General features: G+C 70.5%; 19 protein-coding genes. 12 read left to right on the top strand and 7 right to left on the bottom strand.

Going from position 1 to position 20,240, the window contains the following annotated elements:
* Window positions 1-80 precede the first annotated feature (80 nt).
* Complete coding sequence (locus J7E87_RS08295) at window positions 81-1,226, top strand: type ISP restriction/modification enzyme (protein ID WP_215091738.1); 1,146 nt, start codon at window positions 81-83, stop codon at window positions 1,224-1,226.
* A 105-nt stretch (window positions 1,227-1,331) separates the two neighbouring features.
* Window positions 1,332-2,525, top strand: coding sequence for a CaiB/BaiF CoA-transferase family protein (locus tag J7E87_RS08300; RefSeq protein WP_215091556.1), 1,194 nt, complete (start codon window positions 1,332-1,334; stop codon window positions 2,523-2,525).
* A 36-nt stretch (window positions 2,526-2,561) separates the two neighbouring features.
* Here J7E87_RS08300 and J7E87_RS08305 read toward each other — a convergent pair whose 3' ends face one another.
* Complete coding sequence (locus J7E87_RS08305) at window positions 2,562-2,825, bottom strand: hypothetical protein (protein WP_215091557.1); 264 nt, start codon at window positions 2,823-2,825, stop codon at window positions 2,562-2,564.
* Window positions 2,826-3,083: 258 nt separating this feature from the next.
* Between J7E87_RS08305 and J7E87_RS08310 the strand changes: the two genes are divergently transcribed.
* Genes J7E87_RS08310 through J7E87_RS08325 form a run of 4 tightly spaced genes read left to right on the top strand, consistent with a single transcriptional unit; the run spans window position 3,084 to window position 9,546 of the window.
* Complete coding sequence (locus J7E87_RS08310; RefSeq protein ID WP_215091559.1) at window positions 3,084-4,619, top strand: DUF4331 domain-containing protein; 1,536 nt, start codon at window positions 3,084-3,086, stop codon at window positions 4,617-4,619.
* Window positions 4,620-4,654: 35 nt separating this feature from the next.
* Window positions 4,655-6,007, top strand: a complete 1,353-nt coding sequence (locus tag J7E87_RS08315) for a hypothetical protein (protein ID WP_251017118.1) — start codon at window positions 4,655-4,657, stop codon at window positions 6,005-6,007.
* Window positions 6,004-7,794, top strand: coding sequence for a nickel transporter (locus tag J7E87_RS08320; RefSeq protein WP_215091561.1), 1,791 nt, complete (start codon window positions 6,004-6,006; stop codon window positions 7,792-7,794). The genes J7E87_RS08315 and J7E87_RS08320 overlap by 4 nt, the downstream gene beginning before the upstream one ends.
* Window positions 7,795-7,836: 42 nt before the next feature.
* The gene (locus J7E87_RS08325; protein ID WP_215091563.1) at window positions 7,837-9,546 is read left to right on the top strand and encodes a serine/threonine-protein kinase; all 1,710 of its coding nucleotides are present in this window, start codon (window positions 7,837-7,839) and stop codon (window positions 9,544-9,546) included.
* On the opposite strand, the gene J7E87_RS08330 is transcribed toward J7E87_RS08325, so the two are convergent.
* Window positions 9,530-10,339 (bottom strand): SGNH/GDSL hydrolase family protein, encoded by an 810-nt coding sequence (locus J7E87_RS08330; RefSeq protein ID WP_215091565.1) that lies wholly within the window; start codon window positions 10,337-10,339, stop codon window positions 9,530-9,532. The two genes, J7E87_RS08325 and J7E87_RS08330, sit on opposite strands and share 17 nt — an antisense overlap.
* Window positions 10,340-10,605: 266 nt before the next feature.
* Here J7E87_RS08330 and J7E87_RS08335 point away from each other — a divergent pair, with 266 nt between their 5' ends.
* The 5 genes from J7E87_RS08335 (at window position 10,606) to J7E87_RS08355 (ending at window position 15,489) form a co-directional block, all read left to right on the top strand.
* Complete coding sequence (locus tag J7E87_RS08335; protein ID WP_215091567.1) at window positions 10,606-10,953, top strand: hypothetical protein; 348 nt, start codon at window positions 10,606-10,608, stop codon at window positions 10,951-10,953.
* 357 nt (window positions 10,954-11,310) lie between these two features.
* Window positions 11,311-12,240 carry a glycosyltransferase family 2 protein gene (locus J7E87_RS08340; protein WP_251017119.1) on the top strand — a complete coding sequence of 310 codons (930 nt, stop codon included), beginning with the start codon at window positions 11,311-11,313 and terminating at the stop codon, window positions 12,238-12,240.
* The gene (locus J7E87_RS08345; protein ID WP_215091570.1) at window positions 12,237-13,397 is read left to right on the top strand and encodes a glycosyltransferase family 2 protein; all 1,161 of its coding nucleotides are present in this window, start codon (window positions 12,237-12,239) and stop codon (window positions 13,395-13,397) included. The genes J7E87_RS08340 and J7E87_RS08345 overlap by 4 nt, the downstream gene beginning before the upstream one ends.
* Window positions 13,398-13,417: 20 nt before the next feature.
* Window positions 13,418-14,194, top strand: coding sequence for a polysaccharide deacetylase family protein (locus tag J7E87_RS08350; protein WP_215091744.1), 777 nt, complete (start codon window positions 13,418-13,420; stop codon window positions 14,192-14,194).
* A gap of 200 nt (window positions 14,195-14,394) precedes the next feature.
* Entirely contained in the window at window positions 14,395-15,489 is a 1,095-nt protein-coding gene (locus tag J7E87_RS08355) for a DUF5925 domain-containing protein (protein ID WP_215091572.1), read from the top strand.
* A gap of 149 nt (window positions 15,490-15,638) precedes the next feature.
* Here the strand turns inward: J7E87_RS08355 and J7E87_RS08360 are convergent, their stop codons facing one another.
* Entirely contained in the window at window positions 15,639-16,013 is a 375-nt protein-coding gene (locus J7E87_RS08360) for a GntR family transcriptional regulator (RefSeq protein ID WP_215091574.1), read from the bottom strand.
* A gap of 173 nt (window positions 16,014-16,186) precedes the next feature.
* Here J7E87_RS08360 and J7E87_RS08365 point away from each other — a divergent pair, with 173 nt between their 5' ends.
* On the top strand, window positions 16,187-16,693 hold the full coding sequence (locus tag J7E87_RS08365; protein ID WP_215091576.1) for a DUF402 domain-containing protein: 507 nt from the start codon (window positions 16,187-16,189) through the stop codon (window positions 16,691-16,693).
* Here the strand turns inward: J7E87_RS08365 and J7E87_RS08370 are convergent.
* The 4 genes from J7E87_RS08370 to J7E87_RS08385 are packed head-to-tail and all read right to left on the bottom strand — an operon-like array spanning window position 16,666 to window position 20,137.
* Window positions 16,666-17,118, bottom strand: coding sequence for an N-acetyltransferase (locus tag J7E87_RS08370; protein ID WP_215091578.1), 453 nt, complete (start codon window positions 17,116-17,118; stop codon window positions 16,666-16,668). The two genes, J7E87_RS08365 and J7E87_RS08370, sit on opposite strands and share 28 nt — an antisense overlap.
* The gene (locus J7E87_RS08375; RefSeq protein WP_215091580.1) at window positions 17,115-18,611 is read right to left on the bottom strand and encodes a tripartite tricarboxylate transporter permease; all 1,497 of its coding nucleotides are present in this window, start codon (window positions 18,609-18,611) and stop codon (window positions 17,115-17,117) included. The genes J7E87_RS08370 and J7E87_RS08375 overlap by 4 nt, the downstream gene beginning before the upstream one ends.
* Window positions 18,612-18,614: 3 nt before the next feature.
* Complete coding sequence (locus J7E87_RS08380; protein WP_215091582.1) at window positions 18,615-19,157, bottom strand: tripartite tricarboxylate transporter TctB family protein; 543 nt, start codon at window positions 19,155-19,157, stop codon at window positions 18,615-18,617.
* Window positions 19,154-20,137 carry a tripartite tricarboxylate transporter substrate binding protein gene (locus J7E87_RS08385; RefSeq protein WP_215091584.1) on the bottom strand — a complete coding sequence of 328 codons (984 nt, stop codon included), beginning with the start codon at window positions 20,135-20,137 and terminating at the stop codon, window positions 19,154-19,156. Before J7E87_RS08385 ends, J7E87_RS08380 begins: the two co-directional genes overlap by 4 nt.
* Window positions 20,138-20,240 lie beyond the last annotated feature (103 nt).

The following is a 20,240-nucleotide window of genomic DNA, read 5'->3' on the forward strand; positions in this document are numbered from 1 at the left end:
GCGGACTGAGTGAGGGATGCGCCGCTGAGTACGATGCCGATGTGACGCTGGACGACGACGCTCCGCTGCTGGCGGACCTCATGCCGTGGTCCGTCGCACCGCTGCGGCTGGGCCGGGGGTGGCCGATGGCCCCGGACGCCGCCTCCCTCAAAGCCCGCTGGAACGCCTTCATACGCGCGCAGGGGGCGGCCCGGGAGGCGCTGCTGCCCCCCACCCGGTCGCGCACGCTGCACACCGCGGTGGCCCAGCTGCCGGGCCAGACCACCGGAACGGGCCGTCTGGTGCGCGAGTCCGGCCCCTGCCCCGAGCCCGTACGCATCCTGCACGGCCCGTTCGACGAGCAGTGGCTGCTGCCGGACCATCGCCTCATCGACGCCGCGCGCCCGGAGCTGTGGCGGGTAGCCGACGAGCGCCAGCTCTTCCTCGTCGAGCAGGGTCACGTCCCTGAGGCGACGGGCCCCGCGCTGCTGGCCTCGGCCGTGCTCCCCGAAGGGCGCTCCCCGGCCGGCCGCCCGGGCCGCATCCGCCCGCTCTACCGGCGCCCGGGGGGCCGCGAGCCCAATGTGGCGCCGGGTCTGCTCGGGCATCTCAGCGACCGCTACGGCCACGAGGTCACCGCGCAGTCCCTGCTCGCCTGGACGCTGGCGGCCGGGACCGCGGACCGCACGGTCCCGCTCCCCTGCGACCCCGGGGTCTGGGCGCACGGCACGGAACTCGGCCGCCGGATCCTCTGGCTTCATCTGCGGGGCAACGGCGAGCGCCCCAAGCTCCCGGGCGGCCGTCGCCCCTACGTACGCGCCCCGCTTCCCGCCAGGCCCGACGAACTCCTCTATGACCGCGACGAGGATGCCCTGCACCTGGGCGAGGGCCGCATCTCGCCGGTACCGGGCGCGGCGTGGGACTTCCAGGTGAGCGGCGTGCGAGTGCTGGAGCAGTGGTTCGCCCGCAGGACGGCCCCGGCCGAGCCCGGCACACTGGAGGCGATCCGCCCGTCGGTCTGGCCCCAGCCGTGGACGTCCGAGCTGCTGGAGCTCATCACGGTGCTGACGCTGCTGGCCGAGCTCCGGCCCCGGCAGGATGAGCTGACCTCCGGGATCGGCTCGCGGATCACCGCGGCCGAGCTACGCAGCGCGAATATCCTGCCCGTCCCCGATACTGCCCGCCGCCCGGCGTCGGTGCTGGACCACCACGAGGAGGGCCCGGAGGGGCAGTTCGCGCTGCTGTGAATCCTCCCGCGGCAGGTCCCCAGAACCGGCTGTCACTCACCGGGTGACGCCGGTATGCGGTCCGGGGGTGACAAAGGTGCTGCCTACACGGTAGGCACGGCTGTCATGAGCCACCCTCTCCCCCTCGACGGGATCACGGTCGTCGCCGTCGAACAGGCAGTCTCGGCGCCCTTCGCCACGCGCCAGCTCGCCGATCTCGGCGCCCGTGTCATCAAGATCGAACGCCCTGACGGCGGCGACTTCGCGCGCGGCTACGACACCGCCGCCCGCGGCCTCGCCTCGCATTTCGTCTGGTGCAACCGCGGCAAGGAGTCCATCGCCGTCGACCTGAAGGACCCGCGCGGCCTGGAGATCGTGCGTCAACTCATCGCGGAAGCCGATGTGTTCGTGCAGAACCTCGCCCAGGGCGCAGCCGCTCGACTCGGCCTGGACGCGGCCACTTTGTGCGCCGCGCACCCGCGGCTGATCGCCGTGGACATCTCCGGATACGGCGCGGAGGGGCCGTACGCCCACAAGCGCGCGTACGACATGCTCGTGCAGTGCGAGGCGGGCCTCGTGTCGGTGACCGGGACCGAGGAGCAGCCCGTCAAGGCGGGCATTCCCGCGGCCGACATCGCGGCGGCGATGTACGCCTTCTCGGGGGTGCTCGCGGCGCTGCTGCGGCGCGGGACCACGGGCGCCGGCGGCCCTGTGGAGGTCTCGATGCTGGAGTCGCTGGCGGAGTGGATGGGGCATCCACTGCACTACGGGATGCATGGGGGCGAAGCACCGGCGCGCACGGGGGTCGCGCACGCCGTCATCTCGCCGTACGACGCCTACCCGACGGCTGACGGCGGGCAGGTGCTGCTGTCGGTGCAGAACGACCGGGAGTGGCGTCGGCTTGCCGACCAGGTGCTCGGCCGCCCCGAGTTGGGGGACGATCCGGTCTTCGCGACCAACACCGCCCGTACGGCGAACCGGGAGAAGACCGATGCGGTGGTGGCCGAGGCGCTGGCCCGCCTCGGCACGGACGAGGCGATCGCCCGGCTGGAGGCGGCGGGCATCGCGTGCGCCCGGCTCAACAGCGTGACGGATGTGGCCGGGCATCCTCAGCTCGCCGCGCGGGACCGGTGGCGTGAGGTGGACTCACCGGTCGGGCCGCTGCGGGCGCTGCTGCCGCCGATCACCCTGCCTGGCGGAACAGAGGCACGGATGGGCGCGGTTCCCGCACTCGGCGAGCACACCGATGCGCTGCTGAGTGCCCTGGGGATGACGGATGAAGGGACAGCGGCGCTGCGCCGGGACGGTGTGGTCGCCTGAGCGCGTTCCCGTACGAGGGGACGTTCTGGGGATCGGTCAGCCGCGGCTGCCGAAGAGTGAGCGACGCAGCCGCCGAAGCGGCGCGAAGAGCGAGACACGCGCGCTCTTGCTCTTGCGGGTGTGCGCCACATCGCGTGAGGTGAGCTCGAGCATCAGCGACGTCGCCTCGGCCGACTCACCCAGCGGGACGGCAGGACCGCCGAGCACCGAGAGATGGCGGTCGAGACGCGTGCTGGTCGCACTGCTCCCACACGTGATCGCAGGCACTCGCGGCCTGCTGCGCACCGTTATCTGTTCCATGTCACTCCCCACCCGTACGAGGGCACCCGGCCCGGGCAGGTTAACCCTATCGTCCCGCAGTGACACTCGTGTATTCCGGTCACAGGATTCACCACACCCGTACGCGAGTTGACGACTACTCACTAAACCTGCCTGATTCCAGGGCGAGTTGGACAGTACGTCAGGAAAAACTTCCCGGACTCCCGACCAATCCGAACAGCCCTCCGCACCGAATGACTGGCATCGAAGCAAGACCAGCACTCGCGAAGGACGGATTCGATGACCGCATTGAGCAGCAGCGGGCGGGGGCCCAGGAGGCTCGCCGCTCTTACCTGCGTCGCGCTGGCCGGCGGGACGCTCGTGGCTTCCGGTGTGACCGGGCTGGAGCCGGGAACGGCCAAGGCTTCCAGCCACCGCGAGGCCCCACTGATCTCCGGGCAGCCCCAGTACGACAACACGGACGTGTACGCGTTCGTCAGCCCGGACAAGCCGGACACCACGACGCTCGTCGCCAACTGGCTGCCGTTCGAGGAACCGGCCGGCGGCCCGAACTTCTACAAGTTCGCCGATGACGCCCAGTACGACATCCACATCGACAGTGACGGCGACGCCCAGGGCGACCTGATCTACCGGTGGACCTTCAAGGACCACATCAAGAACGGCAATACGTTCCTCTTCAACACCGGTCCCGTCACCACGATCGACGACCCGGACCTCAACATCACGCAGACGTACGACATCGATCTGCTAAGGCTGAAGAACCAGCGTGTGATGCACTCCACAAAGGTCGCCGACGATCTGCCGGTGGCGCCGTCGAACGTGGGCAAGGCATCCATGCCCGACTACCAGGCCCTGCGCGACCAGGCCGTCCACAAAATCCCCGGCGGATCAACGGCGTTCGCGGGTCAGGCGGACGATCCGTTCTTCCTCGACCTGCGCGTCTTCGACCTGCTCTACGGCGGCAACCTCTCCGAGGTCGGCAACGACACTCTCAAGGGCTACAGCGTCAACTCCATCGCCCTGCAGGTCCCGACCGCGTACATCCGGCAGTCGGAGAAGCAGCCGATCGTCGGCATCTGGTCAACCACCCAGCGCAAGAGCGCGAACGGTCACTGGACCCAGGTGTCCCGGCTCGGCATGCCACTGGTCAACGAGGTCGTCATTCCCGTGAAGGACAAGGACAAGTTCAACGCGTCCCACCCGTGGAACGACGGCGACTTCCTGAACTTCGTCACCAAGCCGGAACTGCCGAAGCTGATCGAGGGCATCTACAAGATCAAGGCCCCCGCCGAACCGCGCGACGACCTGGTCTCGGTGTTCCTGACCGGCGTCGACAAGCTCAACAAGCCACCGCATGTCCGTCCCGCGGAAGCGCTGCGGCTCAACACCTCCATCCAGCCGAGTGCCGAGCCCAAGAGGCTGGGCGTGCTGGACGGCGACAACGCCGGATTCCCCAACGGGCGGCGGCTGACGGACGACGTGCTGGACATCGCGCTCCAGGTCGTCGAGGGCGAACTCCTCGGCCAGAAGAACGACTTGGGCGACGCGGTCAACGAGAACGACCAGAAGTTCGGCAAGTCCTTCCCGTATGTGGCGCTGCCGACGTCCGGCTCGCGGGGGCCGCTCGCCAAGGAGGCCGGGGCCAAGGACGCCCAGGGCAACCTGCTCAGCGGTGGCGCGTCTTCGGCCGCCTCCGACAGTGACGCCACCAGCACCACGCTGATCGCATCCGCGGTCGCCGCGGGCGCGGGAGTGCTGCTCGTCGGACTGGGCCTCAACTGGTGGCGGATGCGGCGTCGGAATCCGTACAGCTGAGCCGGACGCATCGACGAGCGGAAAGGGCAAGACACATGTCCCTGCGAAGGGAATCAGGGGCGGGCGCCCGGCGCTGGGGAATCCTCCTTCCGGCCGGCGCGCTGGCCGTCGCGATCACCGCGGGCGCTGTCGTGGCCGGCCGGGCGGACCAGGAGCCCCCGGCGGCCCGTACCGCGGCGCCCGTGGCGGACGCGGCGTTCGACCGGATCGGCACCGGTGACCTCGCCCGCGGGGTCACCGGCCTCCAGGCGCATCTGCGGGCGCAGCCCAAGGACGCCCGGGGGTGGGCGACGCTGGGCGCCGCCTATGTCGAGCAGGCCAGGACGGGCGGCGACCCGACCCGGTATCCGCAGGCGGACAAGGCGCTCGCCCGCTCACTGGCTCTCCAGCCGCAGGGCAACGACGCGGCACTCGCGGGTCGTGCCGCGCTCGCGGCGGCGCGGCACGACTTCCGCGGCGCGCTGCGGGAGGCGGAGGCGGCACTGAAAGTGAACCCGTTCGGCGAGCGGGCGCTCGCCTCCCGGATTGACGCCCTCGTCGAACTGGGCAGCTACCCGAAGGCGTTGGCCGCAGCCGAGGAGGCCGACCGCCGCCGCCCCGGCATTCCCGTCTTCACGCGCTACGCGTACGTACTGGAGCTGCGCGGCGACATCGCGGGCGCCCGCCGGGTGCTCGGACTGGCGCTGGACTCGGCCTCCTCCCCCGGTGACACGGCGTATGTGGCCACCGCTCTGGGCCAGCTGGAGTGGAGTCAGGGTGCGTACGCCCCCGCCCAGCGGCAATTCGCGACCGCGCTGGAGGCGGACCCGGCGTATCTGCCCGCGCTGGAGGGCCGGGCCCGCACGCAGGCCGCTCGCGGCGACACCGAAGCCGCCGTGTCCGGGCTCGAAGCGGTGGTGAACCGGCTGCCGCTGCCGGGACAGCTGGTGGCCCTCGGTGAGCTGTACGAGGCGGGTGGGCGCAAGGCCGAGGCCCGCGCCCAGTACGAACTCATCGGCACCTGGACCGAGTTGGCTCGCGCCAACGGCGTGGACACCGACCTTGATACGGCTCTCGCCCTGGCCGACCACGGTGACCGTGCCAAGGCACTGGCCGCCGCGCGCGCCGAGTGGCGCAAGCGCCGGACGGTGCACACGGCGGACGCGCTCGCCTGGGCCCTGCACGTCAACGGCCGTTCCAAGGAGGCCCTTTCGTACGTCGGAACCTCCGCACCGGCCGGCTGCCGCAACGCCGTGTTCCTCTACCACCGCGGCGTGATCGAACGCGCCGCGGGCAGGACGGCGGCGGCCCGTGGCTCGCTCGCCGCCGCGCTGAGGATCAACCCCGGCTTCTCCCCCACCGGTTCACGCGCGGCGCAGAGCGCGCTGCGGGCTCTGGAGGCGTCATGAAGAGGCGTACGACCGCCGTCGGCGCGGCGGTCCTGCTCGCCGGGGCGGCGCTCGCCGTGCTGCCCGCCGGGACGGCCGCCGCGCATCCCCTGGGGAACTTCACGGTCAATCGCTACGACGGGCTCCTCGTCTCGCCCGGCCTGCTGAGCGTCGACCATGTCGAGGACCTGGCGGAGATACCGGCCGCCCAGGCGCGTTCGAAGATCGACCGGAACGGCGACCGGAAGATGTCCACCGGTGAGCTGTCCGAGTGGGCCGATACCCGCTGCGGTGACGCGGCGCGCGGCACCGAGGTCGAGGTGGGACGCCGCGTCGTTCCGCTCAGGCCGGGTGCGGGCCACGCGGAAGTGCGCCCCGGGCAGGCCGGGCTGCCGACGCTGCGCGTCGAGTGCAGGCTGACGGCCGAACTGCCCGACGGCCGCCAGACGATCGCCTTCCGGGCTGCGGACAGCGGCCAGGGGCCGGGCTGGCGGGAGATCACGGCCGGCGGCGACCGGATGACGCTCACCTCGTCCGACGTACCAGAGGCGTCGGCGTCCCAGCGGCTGGCGCGGTACCCGGAAGGGCAGCTCTCCTCACCGCTGGACCGCACAACGGCCGGGTTCTCGGTCGCTCCCGGCGGGGCGCCGGCGGCGGACCGGCCGGAGGCGGCGTCGCCCGGGGCCTCCGTGCTGCCGCGCGGGGCCGACCGCTTCACACAGACGCTGACCGGTCTGGTGTCCCGGCGCGAACTGACGGCGGGATTCGCCGCGCTGGCACTGGCGACGGCTGTGCTGCTCGGCGCGCTGCACGCACTCGCGCCGGGTCACGGCAAGACCGTGATGGCCGCCGCCGCGGCGGCGGGCGGTCGCAACTCCCTGCGCGACGTCCTCTCGCTGGGGGCGTCGGTGACGATCACGCACACGCTCGGAGTGTTCGCGCTCGGCGGCCTGATCGCGCTGGGCTCGGCGGCCGCACCGTCAGTCGTGGCGTGGCTGGGCGTCGCGAGCGGGGCGCTGGTGGCGGGGGCGGGGGCGGTGCTGGTACGCAGGGCATGGCGGAACCGGGGTGATGTGCACGGGCACAGCCACGGGCACGGGCACAGCCACGGGCACGAGCACAGCCACGGGCACGGGCACGGGCACAGCCACGGACACAGCCACGAGCACGAGCACGAGCACAGCCACGGCGTCAGCCGGGAGCCCGGTCTCGCGCACAGCCGCAGCCGCAGCCGCAGCCAGGACAGCCTCGCGCCCGAGCACAGTCATCCTCCCGGCCACACCCATGCGCACCACATCGAGCACGGGCCTGGGGACAAGCCCGGCCCCGAGCAGGGCCGCGCCCACGAGGACGGCCACGCGCAGGAGTCCGGGCGCGGCCACAGCGAGAAGCCCGACCTCGCGCACGGACACGGACACGGACACGGTCACGGCCACCCGCACTCGCACACCCACGACCATCGCTCCCTGGGCGTCCGTTCCACCCTCCTGCTCGGCTTTGCCGGCGGACTCGTCCCCAGTCCGTCCGCCGTCGTCGTGCTCGTCGGCGCCGCCGCGCTCGGAAGGGCCTGGTTCGGTCTGCTGCTCGTACTCGCGTACGGCGTCGGGCTCGCCCTCACCCTCGCCGCCGCGGGCTTCGCCGCGGTCCGCCTCGGCGCCCGCGCCGCCCGCCTGCTGGCCGACCGGAGCCGTCGCAAGGGGCGGGTCTTCTCCGCCGCGCAGCGCGTGATGCCGCTGGGCACGGCCTGCGTAGTCCTCGCCCTCGGGTGCGGATTGGCGCTGAAGGGGGCGGCAACAGCTCTTGCGTGAGCTAACTTGGGGTAGTTGCTCTGCTACCGATGGGGGCTCGCTGTGAGCGAAGTGCCGGGCGTTGAGCGGCTGGTGGCGGGACGCTACCGACTACTGAGCCCATTGGGCGAGGGCGGGATGGGCGTGGTGTGGCGCGCCCGCGACGAGATGCTGGCCCGCGAGGTCGCGGTCAAGGAGGTGCGTGCCCCCGCCGCTCTCGGCACAACCGACGAGCGACGGCTGTACGCGCGTCTGGAACGGGAGGCCTGGGCCGCCGGCCGGATCTCGCACCGCAATGTCGTGACCGTCTACGACGTGGCGACCGAGGACGGCCGGCCCTGGATCGTGATGGAGCTGGTGCGCGGCCTCGCGCTCTCCGATGTGCTGGACGCGGAAGGGCCCTTGCCCCCGCAGCGTGCCGCGAACATCGGCGCGGAGATCCTCGCCGCTCTGCGCGCCGCGCACGAGGCGGGCGTGCTGCACCGGGATGTGAAGCCGGGGAACGTACTCATCGCCAATGACGGCCGCGTCGTGCTCTCCGACTTCGGCATCGCCACGGTCGAGGGGACCTCCAACCTCACGATGACGGGCGAGCTGATCGGGTCCCCCGAATTCCTCGCTCCCGAGCGGGCGCTGGGGCGTACACCAGGGCCGGAGTCGGATCTGTGGTCACTCGGGGTGCTGCTGTACGCCGCGGTCGAGGGCAACTCCCCGTTCCGCCAGAACACCCCGCTGAGCACGCTGCGGGCCGTTGTCGACGAGGAGCTGCCGCCGCCGCGCAGGGCCGGCGCGCTGGCGCCGGTCATCGAGGGGCTGCTGCGCAAGGATCCGGCGCAGCGGCTCTCGGCGGAGGAGGCCGAGAATCAGCTGCGGGTCGTCGGTGCGGGCGGCGGAGCGCGTACCGCTCCGCCGCCGGGCCCGTACAGCCCCACCGTTTCGTCCGCGTCCCGCACCCCGGTCACTCCACCGACTCCGTACGTGCCGCTTCCCGTGCCCGGTCCGGCCGCCACGGCCACTACCGGTGCGCCGCCCGACCGCTCGCGGCGAGCGATGCTGGCGCTCGTCGCCGGGGTGGCCGTACTGCTGCTCGCGGTCGGCGGACTGGCCTGGGCGCTGGTCAACAAGAACAAGGACCAAGGAGGCCTGGACGACAACGGCGGCGGCACGGTCCCTGCGACGGGCAGTTCGAGCGCGGGCCCGGACAGCACGGCGCCCGCCCCGGGCGGAGGCGCGGACGGCGGCACGACCGATGGGGGCGACGACGGGGGCAATGGCGGGGCACCGGCGGGTACGGTCACACCGCCGCAGACCGTGAAGGTGTACGCCGAGACCGTGCACGGCAGTTACTCGGGGACCTGCCCGCCACCGGAAGCGGAGGCTCCGGCCTTCCGGGCGACGATCACGGTCGGCCGCACCCCTGCGGCTGTCGACTACCGCTGGGCGACCAAGAGCGGCGAGACGTCCGGCTCCGGCTGGAAGACGCTGCACTTCGCGGCCGGGGGCTCGAAGCAGAAGCGGGTCAGCCACACCGAGCTCACGTACAAGGCGAACGAGACGCACCACGACCGGATCCGGGTGGAGGTCCGGAGCCCGGTCGAGGCGCACTCGAATTGGATCGACTTCTCTGTCACCTGCGAGCAGGAGCCCCCGACGGACGAGAGCTCCTACACACCGAACACATCTAACGCACCCAACGCACCGAACACCGCAAACACCCAGAATGCGGCGAACGCGGCGAACGCGGCGAACGCGGCGTTCAGGCGCGCGAGGTGAAGACGGGCAGGTAGCCGCCGGACTGTCCGGAGGCGGTGGGGTGGTAGGACTCACCGATGTTGAGCCAGTTGACGCTGTGCAGCCAGGCCGACCCGGAGCAGATCTCGTGTCCGGTGAAGGCGGGGGCGACATCCGCGAAGTCGTAGCCGTGGTTGGCCGCGCGCTTCGCGATGGCGGCGTTGAGGTAGTCGGCCGCGCCGTTGATCGCGGCCCGTTCGTTCTCGCTCAGCCCGGCGACGCAGTTGCCGCCGAGCTTGTAGAAGCGGGGGTAGCCGAGGACGACGACCTGGGCAGCGGGTGCCTTGGATCTGATGGCCGAGTACACGGAGTCGAGCTTGCCGGGCAGGGTCGAGTCGACGTAGCCCTTCGCCTGGTTGATGCGGTTGATGCAGGTGGACTCGGACTGCAGGACGCAGGTGGTCATGACGTCGGCGAAGCCCGCGTCATTGCCTCCGATGGTGATGGATACGAGGTCGGTCGCGGAGCTGAGGGGGGTGAGCTGACCGGCCGTAACATCACCCGTACGAGCGCCCGAGCAAGCGGTGAACGCGAACGACGAGGGTGAATGTGAGGCGGCCCAGAGCTTGGGGAAGGCACGGCTGCTGCGCTTGCAGGCGCCGCTGCCGCTGTCGTAGCTGCCGGCCCCGACGCCCGACGAGTACGAGTCGCCGAGGGCCACATAGTCCAGCGCTAGGGCGGTGTCCGAGGCCTGAGCCTGGCCGGCTCCGGTGAGAGCGAGGACGACGCCGAGGAGGAGTGAGGATGAGAATGCCGCGATTCGGGACAGTTTCATGGAACCTCCCTTTAGCAGGATCTCTGCCACAACTGTCGTAGCAGGACCCATACTTCACCGGAAGTGTCCATGCCAAGAAGATTCCGTGAGGGGATCCGGCTTCTTGACGGAGCGTCGCCCGCTGCCCAGCATTGAGGCTCGGAAACCGGCGCTGAGGGGCAAAGTCGGTCATGCAGACGATCAAAGACAAGCCGTCAGCAGTCCGGACGGATCTACTGCCGGCTCTCGCGGGCGTCGCGTCCGCGGTCGCGGGGGTCGGAGTCGCAATGGCGCTCACCGGCGCACAGTCTCCGCTGCGCGCGCCGTTCGTCCTCTTCTTCATGTTCGCGGGGCCGGCCGGGGGCCTGGCCGCCGTCCTTCACCGGCTGGATCCGGCCGCCCGTGCCGCCGTGGCCGCGACCGGCGCGGTGGCCATCGATCTGCTCGTTGCCCAATCCCTTTCCACGCCGCGGATCCTGACGGCCGGTGGCGGGATCGCGACAGTCGCCGCGATCACCCTTCTCCTGTTCCTCTGGGCACTGGGACGGCATATCCGGAATGCGGAACACACTGATCCGGTAGACCGGTTGATGAAAGGGATCAAGAAGATCCGATCGGGACGGTTCCGTACCTGACCGCCGAATCGGTATCAAAAAAGCAAAAAAGTGAGTCCCCGTTCCTGGTCTTGCCATACAGTCCTAATCATCAATACCGTCGTACATCCACCCGCAACGGTCCATCATGCAAAGCGGCTCCAGGGGAGGGCTCAGTCGTCGCGATGGATCTGGAGCGGGGCGCGGTAGGGGGGTGCCGTGCTCGGTTTCGCGCTCAATCCGAGCCGTACACCGCGCGGCCAGTTTTGCCAGCTCACCCACCAAGTACGGAGTGCTATGCCGTCATGACCGGGGTGAGAAGAACCCCCCTTTCGAACCGGACACTCATCCGGACTGCCCAGGGGCGGGCAGTCCACCGGTGGAGAGGGAATCACAATCATGAGCTCAGTCCTGCACCCGGCCGCTCCGGGGCAAGATCCGTTCATTGCACCGTCGCACCATGGCAACACCGCAGAATCAACCGCCCATTCAGCCACACAATCCGCGGCCGCCCAGTCAGCGGGGGCCGGACCGGAAGCGCAGGGAGCCGGCCGAATAGCACATGCGTACCGTCCGATCTCCTCGCATCTCGCGATCACTCCGCCGGTGAGCGTCGTGATCCCCGCCATGAATGAGGCGGAGAATCTTCCGTACGTCTTCAAAACCCTGCCCGACTGGATTCATGAAGTCGTCCTGGTCGACGGCAATTCCAGTGACAACACCGTTCAGGTCGCCCGCGAACTGTGGCCGGACGTCAAGGTCGTCAAACAGGTCGGCAAGGGCAAAGGGGATGCCCTCATCAGCGGATTCGCCGCCTGCACCGGCGACATCATCGTGATGGTCGACGCGGACGGCTCGGCGGACGGCCAGGAGATCGTCTCGTACGTCTCGGCACTCGTTTCGGGCGCCGACTTCGCCAAGGGCTCCCGATTCGCCAACGGCGGCGGCACGGACGACATGACCCCGATCCGCAAGCTCGGCAACTGGGTCCTGTGCACCGTCGTCAACGCCAAGTTCGGGGCCCGGTACACCGATCTCTGCTACGGCTACAACGCCTTCTGGCGGCACTGCCTGGACAGGATCAGCCTGGACTGCACCGGCTTCGAGATCGAGACGCTGATGAACATCAGGGTGGTCAAGGCCGGACTGCGGGTGCAGGAGGTCCCCAGCCACGAGTACCTCCGCATCCACGGCGTCAGCAACCTCAGAGCCGTGCGGGACGGGCTGCGGGTCCTCAGAGTGATCCTCAAGGAGAAGGGCGTGCGCAGAGCCGAGCGTCGCCGTCCGGCGGCGCTGAGCATCGGGATCCCGCGAGGAGGGGCGTCTTGAGCGACCGGCGCTTCTCCGTGGTGATCTGCGCCTATACGGAGGACCGGTGGGAGGACATCCTCGCGGCCGTCGACTCAGTACGGCGGCAGTCGCTGCCGGCCCTGGAGACGCTGCTTGTGGTCGACCACAATCCGGCGCTGCTCGACCGGCTCGCCGAGCAGTACGAGGACTACGGCGAGCACAGTGAGAGCGCGGCGGACGGGGAGAAGGTGCGGGTGCTCGCGAATGCGGGCCCCCGCGGCCTCTCCGCGGGCCGCAACACCGGAATCGCGGCGGCCCGCGGCGAGTTCGTGGCCTTCCTCGACGACGACGCCGTGGCCGAGCGCGACTGGCTGCGGTATTTCGCCGAGGGGTACGACGACAGGCGGGTGATGGCCGTCGGGGGACGGACCATGGCGGCCTGGGCGTCCGGGCGCAGGCCGGTCTGGTTCCCCGAGGAGTTCGACTGGGTCGTGGGCTGTACGTACCGCGGCCTGCCGCCCGGCAAGGTACGGGTGCGCAATGTGCTGGGCGGCAACGCGTCGTTCCGGCGCAGCGCGTTCGACGCGTCGGGCGGCTTCGCCACCGGGATCGGGCGCGACGGCGACAAGCGGCCGCTGGGCTGCGAGGAGACCGAGCTGTGCATCCGGCTCTCCAAGGCGCTGCCCGACGGGGTGCTGCTGATCGACGACCGCGCGGTGATCCACCACAAGGTCCCGGCCGCGCGGGAACGGTTCGGGTATTTCCGCACCCGCGCGTATGCCGAAGGCCTGTCCAAGGCGCTCGTGGCCCGGAGCGTGGGCGCGGACAAGGGCCTCGAGTCGGAGCGCCGCTACACCACCCGGGTGCTCCCGGCCGGAGTCGTACGCGGGCTGCGCGACGCGGTGCTTGCCCGCCCGGGCGGCGCGGGCAGGGCCGGCGCGATCGTCGCCGGGGTGGCCGCGGCGGCGGGCGGCTATGTGGTGGGCAGCATGCGGGCGCGTGGTGGCGGCGCGACGTTCTCGTCAGGACCGATCGCGGCCGCAGCGAGCACTGGGGCGAACGCAGCCGCGGCAACCACGGGGGCGACCGCAGCCACGCCTCGCACAGGACCGATCGCAGCCTCGTCGAGCACAGGGCGGATCCCCGACACAGGGCGGACCGCCGCCTCGCCGAGCACAGGAGGTACATCCGGGTGAGCCGGCCCGTCCCCATCCTGATGTATCACGCCGTCGGACACCGGCCGGCCAAGGCCGCGTACGGACTGTCCGTCTCGCCCGACGCCTTCGCCGAGCAGATGGAGCTGCTCGGCGAACGCGGGTTCACTCCCCTCACCACGGCACAGCTCGGGGACGCCTGGCGGGCGGGCGGACGGCCGTTGCCACGGCAGCCGGTGCTGATCACGTTCGACGACGGTTACGAGGGCGTGCACCGGCACGCTCTCCCCGTCCTCGCCAAGCACGGCTTCGCCTCCACGCTCTTCGTCTCCACGGGCTGGCTGCGTGGGGCGCACGACGAGGGCGGCGCGCTGGACACCATGCTCGACTGGGACCAGGTGCGTGAACTGTCCGCCGCGGGCACGGAGATCGGCGGGCACACGCACACCCATCCGCAGCTCGACCAGCTCGACGACGACCGGCTCCGCTTCGAGACGGTCCGCTGCCGGGACATCATCGCGGACGAACTGGGCGCCGTGCCGCTCTCCTTCGCCTATCCGTACGGCTACTCCAGCCGCCGGGTGCGTCGTACGGTCCGGGCGGCGGGTTTCGCGCAGTCGCTCGCCGTGGGGAACGGCCTGGCCCTGCCCCGGCAGGGGCCGTACGCCCTGCAGCGGGTGACCGTGCGGCGCGCCACCGGCATCGAGGAGTTCGAGCGGCTGATCGAAGGCCGCTCGATCGCGCGGAACTTCGCCAAGGACCGCGCGCTCACCAAGGGCTACGCCATGGTGCGCCGGGTGCGCCGGGCGGCCGGCCTGATCCGCCGGAGCGGGGGTTGACTCGAGGAGCCGGTCGCGGGCAGCCCCGGGCGCGGGACCCGGCACGTCGGCAGGCGGCGGAATCGCCTGCGGGACGGCTGCCCGTGGGAGAACCCGTCGGCGGCGGGGAGCAGGCGCCGGCACCCGCCGCCGAACCGGGCCGGGCGCGGCACGGACCAAAACACCGTGCGCGCGGCCGTCCCGTGGCGGATCATGGGCGCATGTCTGCCAAGCCTCAGGACGCTCTGCCGATCCGGCTCAACGTCGACGACAGCGATTCACCTTCGGACGTCGTCGACGCTCTGTTCCTCGGCCGTTTCGCGACGGGCGAGCAGCCGTACTCCCACAGCTCCACCATCGACCGCGTCAAGCCGGGGGCCTCGCTGCTGCCGCCTGCGGCGTCCGTGCTGCGCTGCGCGCGCGACGACGACCGCAGCGCCACACTCGCCGAGGGCGAGGGCTGGACGCTGCTCGTCTCGCGCTGGAACCGCGGCGCGGACGTCACGGTCACCGCCGTCACCTCCGAGCTCGCGGAGAAGGTCCTCGGGCAGGCGACGGACGGCGCGCACGACGAGCCGGAGCCGCAGCCCGAGAACGTCACCATGGGCTTTTGGTACGTATCGCCGCGGCGCGGTCCGCATCGCACCACCCGGCAGATCGCCGCGGGGACCTGGGAGGAGATCCGGCCCAACTACACGGCTCCGGTGGCCGACGCAATGGACCGGCTGATGAAGGTGACGCCGGACGACATCGCGGGACGGCTGCTCCTGCTGCACGGGCCGCCCGGCACCGGGAAGACCTCGGCGCTGCGCACGCTGGCCCGCTCCTGGCGGGACTGGTGCCAGGTCGACTGCGTACTGGACCCGGAGCGGCTGTTCAACGACGTCGGCTATCTGATGGACATCGCGATCGGCGAGGACGAGGGCACGTCCAAGGGCCGCTGGCGGCTGCTTCTGCTGGAGGACTGCGACGAGCTGATCCGCGGCGAGGCCAAGCACACCGCGGGCCAGGCGCTGTCCCGGCTGCTCAACCTCACGGACGGCCTGCTGGGCCAGGGCCGCAACGTCCTGGTCGGGGTGACTACCAACGAGGACCTGGAACGCCTGCACCCGGCGGTGGTCCGCCCGGGCCGCTGCCTGGCCCGCATCGAGGTGGGCGCGCTGACCCGCAAGGAGTCGGTGAACTGGCTCGGCACGGAAGAGGGCGTGGGCCGCGAGGGCGCGTCACTGGCGGAGCTGTACGCCCTGCGCCGCGGCACCAGCCCTGCGTCGGTGCCGACGCAGAACGACGGGGCGGATGCGGGGCTGTATCTGTAGGCGTGATGCATCTGCAGACGCGCTGTATCTGCAGGCCTGAAACGTCTGTGGGCCCGATGCATCTGTAGGCCCGATGCATCTCGGGGCGGGCGTACCTGTGGGCCGGCCGGGCGTACCTGTAAGCCAGGCGTACCTGCATGCCCGCCCCCTCACTTCCCGTACGCGGCTCGCAGCGCGTCATCCACAGCCGACTGCGCGTCCGCGCGGGTCAGGCCCAGGCGGTGGACCTGTTCCGCGAAGGCCGCCGCCGCCGCGGCCGCCTCGCGGGCCGCGGCGTCGCCCGCCGCCGCGACGAAGGTGCCATTGCGGCCGCGCGTCTCGATCACCCCGTCAGACTCCAGCGCGCGGTACGCCTTCGCCACCGTGTTGGCCGCGAGCTCCAGCTCCTCGGCGAGCCCCCGCACAGTCGGCAGCTTGTAGCCGACGGGCAGCCGGCCCGAGCGCGCCTGGGCCGAGATCTGGGCGCGCAGTTGTTCGTACGGCGCGGTCGCCGAATCCGTGTCAATGACGATCTTCAGGGTCACGGCTCGATTCTCCCCCACCGTCCGGCGGGTCGCCGCAAAATGGGAGGCGGCCGCGCCGGGCCGGCGCGTAGCGTGCGGGCCCATGAGCGTGATCGTCCGTGATTTCGACAACGGCCCCATGCTTGCCATCAACTACTGGTTCAGTCACGAAATCTGCGCGACGGAGGTACGTCATGTCCGCACTCTCGGTTGAGGTGGTCCTGGTCAAGGCGGGCCGGACCAAGATCAGCTACGCCGCCGAGCTGCTCGCGGACGACGGCACGCATCTGGTGGTCCGGGCGCCGTGGGCGGGCGACGACGCACGCGATTTCGGCTTCGTACGCTTCGAGCGCGGCGATGTGTTCACCGAGCACTACTGGCGGGACCGCTGGTACGCGGTGAAGGAGGTCCGCACCGGCGACGGCGCGCTCAAGGGCTGGTACTGCGACATCACCCGCCCCGCCACCCTTGACGGCGACAAGCTGACCGTGGAGGACCTGGACCTCGATCTATGGGTGTCGGCGGACCGTTCGTCGGTGCTGCGCCTGGACGAGGACGAGTTCGAGGCGAGTGGCCTCGCCGCACGCGACCCGGCGGCCGCCGAGCAGGCCGTCCAGGCCCTGGACGAGCTCGAACTCCTCGCCCACAAGGACGAGTTGATGGCGCTGCTCACTCACAGCGGTTCGAGCGACTTGCGGTAGTGGAAGCGGTCGAATGGGCCTTGCACGCGGCGCTCCACGAACTCGTATCCGAACCGTTGATAGATCTTCTGGTTCTCCCACATCAGCGCGTTCGTGTAGAGCCGCACCTCGAACAGTCCCAGCTTCCGCGCGTGTTCGTCGACAAACTTCAGCAGGCGGCGCCCCACCCCGCGCCCGTGGGCGTCGGGGTGGACCGCGATCGAATCCAGGAAGAGGTGGTCCTCGTGCGGGACGAGGACCAGAACTCCCACCACCGGCTTTCCGGTGACGTACACCCTCCCCGCCGCCACATCCGCGGCGTGGTCCGCGTCCATCGGCACCGGCCGGCGCCCGATGCGCTCGATGTAGTGGTGGTACGCCGCGTCGGTCACCGCTTTCACGGCAGGCACGTCGGCGGCGACGGCGGGGAGAATGCCATGTGTCATACCGACACGTTACGGCGGCGCATGATCAGCTTCTTCAGCCAGGGCCAGGCCAGCAGGAGCACGATCACGGCGTACACCGTCACCGAGAACGGAGTGTTGACCAGGCCGGTCGCACTTCCGTCACTGATCTGGAGCGCACGACGCAGCTGCTGTTCCGCGGCCGGGCCGAGGATGACGCCGATCACCGCCGGCAGCACGGGAAGTCCGTACCGCCGCATACCGAAGCCGATCAGACCGATGATCAGCAGGATCACCAGGTCGAGCGCCTCGCCGCCGACCGCGTACGCGCCGACCGCGGCGAAGAACATGATTCCGGCGTAGAGATACGGGCGCGGAATGCGCAGCAGCTTCGCCCAGAGGGGCGCCAGCGGCAGGTTCAGCGCGAGCAGCAGCACCATGCCGACGAAGAGCGAGGCGATCAGGCCCCACACCAGGTCCGGCTCGCGCTCGAACAGCAGCGGCCCGGGCTGGATTCCGTACTGCTGGAAGGCGGCCAGCATCACGGCCGCGACGGCGGTCGTGGGCAGGCCGAGCGTGAGCATCGAGACCAGAGTGCCCGCGGCCGATGCCGAGGCCGCGGACTCCGGCCCCGCCACGCCTTCGATGGCTCCCTTGCCGAACTCCTCCTTGTGCTTGGACAGCCGCTTCTCGGTGACGTACGAGAGGAACGTCGGGATCTCCGCGCCGCCGGCCGGGATCGCGCCGAACGGGAAGCCGATGACCGGCCCGCGCAGCCAGGACTTCCAGGTGCGCCTGACGTCGGACTTGCCGAGCCAGGGCCTGCCGACCGGGATGGGTTCGCCGCTGCTTCGCCGCAGATGGGCAGCGACCCACAACGCCTCGCCGATCGCGAACAGGCCGACCGCGACGATGACGACATCGATACCGTCGGCGAGTTGGAGCGAGCCGAAGGTGAGCCGCTGCTGGCCGGTCATCTGGTCCAGGCCGACCAGCCCGAGGGTGAGGCCGATGAGCAGGGACGCCAGCCCGCGAATACGCGACGAGCCAAGTACGGACGTCACCGCGATGAAGGCCAGGACCATGATCGCGAAGTAGTCGGGCGCGCCGATGTCGACGGCCAGTTCGGCGACGGTCGGGGCGAGCACGACCAGCAGGATGGTGCCGATCATGCCTCCGGCGAAGTGCCCGACGGCGGCCGCCGCGAGGGCCTGTGCGCCGCGTCCGGCTTTCGCCATCGGATTGCCTTCGAGGGCGGCGACCACGGCCGCGCTCTCGCCGGGGGTGTTGAGCAGGATCGAGGTGGTGGATCCGCCGAACATGGCCCCGTAGTAGATGCCGGCGAACATGATGAACGCGCCGGTGGGTTCAAGGCCATAGGTCACGGGCAGCAGCAGCGCCACCGCCATCGCGGGGCCGATTCCGGGCAGTACGCCGATCGCGGTGCCGAGCAGTACGCCTATCGCCGCCCACAGCAGATTGACCGGGGTCAGCGCGGTGCCGAAGCCGTCGAGGAGTGAGTTGAGAGAGTCCATCGGCTAAAGCACTCCCATCAGCGGGCCACCCGGCAGCGGAACACCGAGCAGGTTGTTGAAGACGAAGTAGGTGACCAGGGAGAGGACCGCGGCGATCAGCGGGTCGCGGTGGAGGTGGCGGCTGCCGAGCGCGAAGGCCGCGCCCCAGAAGAGCAGGGCTCCGGCGATCGGGAAGCCGACCGGGCCTATGAGCACGGCGAAGGCGAGGAAGACGCCCGCGAGGAGCAGCACCGTACGCCAGTCGCCCGGCTCGCTGAGGTCGATGTCCTCGCCGCCCTCGGCCTCCCCGCGGCCGCCGCGCAGAACATCGACCGCGAGCAGTACGGCGACGAGCAGCAGGCCGGCGCCGACGACGACGGGGACGGTCTTGGGCCCGATGGGCCCGCGTTGCGCGATGTCGACGTCCATCGTCAGCGCGTCGGCCAGGACGAGCACGCCGATGACGAACAGCAGTGCGCTGACGCCGAGTTCGGAGTACTCACGCAGCCATTCCTGCCAGGAGCGGCGCGGGGCGGGGGTTTCGGTCTCTGCCGTCTCTGTCGTCACAGCCCGAGCTCCTTCAGCACCGAGTCCACGCTCTTGTCCTGCTCGTCGAGGAAGTCACCGAACTTGTCGCCGGTGAGGAAGGCGTCGTCCCAGCCGTTCTTCTTCAGCGACTCCTTCCACTGGGGGGAGTCGTGCAGCTTCTCGACGAGACCGATGAGCTTGTCGCGCTCGGCCGCGGACAGACCGGGCGGGGCGACGACGCCGCGCCAGTTGGTGAAGTCGGTGTCGAGCCCGGCCTCGCGCAGCGTGGGGGCGTCGAGGCCCGGGACCCGCTCGGGGCCGGTGACCGCGAGCAGCCGGAGCTCGCCCGATTTGATCTGGTCGAGGTACTCGCCGACGCCGGAGACGCCGAAGGCGACCTTGTTGCCGAGGATGGAGGCAAGGAGCTCGCCGCCGCCGTCGAAGGGGATGTAGTTGACGGTCCTGGGCGCGATCCCGGCGGCCTGCGCCATCAGCATGGGCGCGAGATGGTCGGGCCCGCCGGGCGAGGACCCGCCGCCGACCGGCAGCTTGCCTGGGTTCTTCTTCCAGGCCGCGAGCAGATCCTGGATGGTCTTGTACGGGGAGTCCTTGCTGACCACCACGATGTCCTGCTCCTCGGTGAGCCGGGCGATCGGGGTGGTGTCGGCGAGGGTCTTGGGCGACTTGTTGGTGTGTACGGCGCCGACGACGCCGAGGCCCATGGACATGGCGAGCCTGCCGTTGCCGTGCTCGCCGACGAGACGGGTCAGACCGACTGTGCCGCCGGCGCCCGGAAGGTTGAACACCTCGATGTTGTGGGTGAGTTCGGCGTCCTCGGCGTTCTTGGCGGCCGTACGGGCGGTGATGTCATAGCCGCCGCCGGGCGTATTGGGGACCATGAAGCGCAGGCCGGGGATCTGCGTGCCGGTGTCGGAACCGCTGCCTGCGCTGAGCAGTGGCGGCCCCACGAGCACCAGCAACGCCGCCCCGAGCAGGGCGAGGGGAGTGCGCAATCGCACGCGAGCCGCCTTTCCAGGAGTAGGAAATGTGTGAAGTGGCCCACATGTTGCCTGCGCGTTAAGAAGCTGTCTCTCTTCCGGAATCAACGGACGTTGTGGTCGT

This window comes from Streptomyces sp. ISL-1 (assembly GCF_018614585.1).
GTDB lineage: Bacteria > Actinomycetota > Actinomycetes > Streptomycetales > Streptomycetaceae > Streptomyces > Streptomyces maoxianensis.

What these genes read in the sequence shown, in the direction of transcription:
- J7E87_RS08295 (WP_215091738.1), top strand. Translation starts at nt 81, where the DNA reads ATGCCGTGGTCCGTCGCACCGCTGCGGCTGGGCCGGGGGTGGCCGATG.
- J7E87_RS08300 (WP_215091556.1), top strand. Translation starts at nt 1,332, where the DNA reads ATGAGCCACCCTCTCCCCCTCGACGGGATCACGGTCGTCGCCGTCGAA.
- J7E87_RS08305 (WP_215091557.1), bottom strand. Translation starts at nt 2,825, where the DNA reads ATGGAACAGATAACGGTGCGCAGCAGGCCGCGAGTGCCTGCGATCACG.
- J7E87_RS08310 (WP_215091559.1), top strand. Translation starts at nt 3,084, where the DNA reads ATGACCGCATTGAGCAGCAGCGGGCGGGGGCCCAGGAGGCTCGCCGCT.
- J7E87_RS08315 (WP_251017118.1), top strand. Translation starts at nt 4,655, where the DNA reads ATGTCCCTGCGAAGGGAATCAGGGGCGGGCGCCCGGCGCTGGGGAATC.
- J7E87_RS08320 (WP_215091561.1), top strand. Translation starts at nt 6,004, where the DNA reads ATGAAGAGGCGTACGACCGCCGTCGGCGCGGCGGTCCTGCTCGCCGGG.
- J7E87_RS08330 (WP_215091565.1), bottom strand. Translation starts at nt 10,339, where the DNA reads ATGAAACTGTCCCGAATCGCGGCATTCTCATCCTCACTCCTCCTCGGC.
- J7E87_RS08335 (WP_215091567.1), top strand. Translation starts at nt 10,606, where the DNA reads ATGGCGCTCACCGGCGCACAGTCTCCGCTGCGCGCGCCGTTCGTCCTC.
- J7E87_RS08340 (WP_251017119.1), top strand. Translation starts at nt 11,311, where the DNA reads ATGAGCTCAGTCCTGCACCCGGCCGCTCCGGGGCAAGATCCGTTCATT.
- J7E87_RS08350 (WP_215091744.1), top strand. Translation starts at nt 13,418, where the DNA reads ATGTATCACGCCGTCGGACACCGGCCGGCCAAGGCCGCGTACGGACTG.
- J7E87_RS08355 (WP_215091572.1), top strand. Translation starts at nt 14,395, where the DNA reads ATGTCTGCCAAGCCTCAGGACGCTCTGCCGATCCGGCTCAACGTCGAC.
- J7E87_RS08365 (WP_215091576.1), top strand. Translation starts at nt 16,187, where the DNA reads ATGTCCGCACTCTCGGTTGAGGTGGTCCTGGTCAAGGCGGGCCGGACC.
- J7E87_RS08370 (WP_215091578.1), bottom strand. Translation starts at nt 17,118, where the DNA reads ATGACACATGGCATTCTCCCCGCCGTCGCCGCCGACGTGCCTGCCGTG.
- J7E87_RS08375 (WP_215091580.1), bottom strand. Translation starts at nt 18,611, where the DNA reads ATGGACTCTCTCAACTCACTCCTCGACGGCTTCGGCACCGCGCTGACC.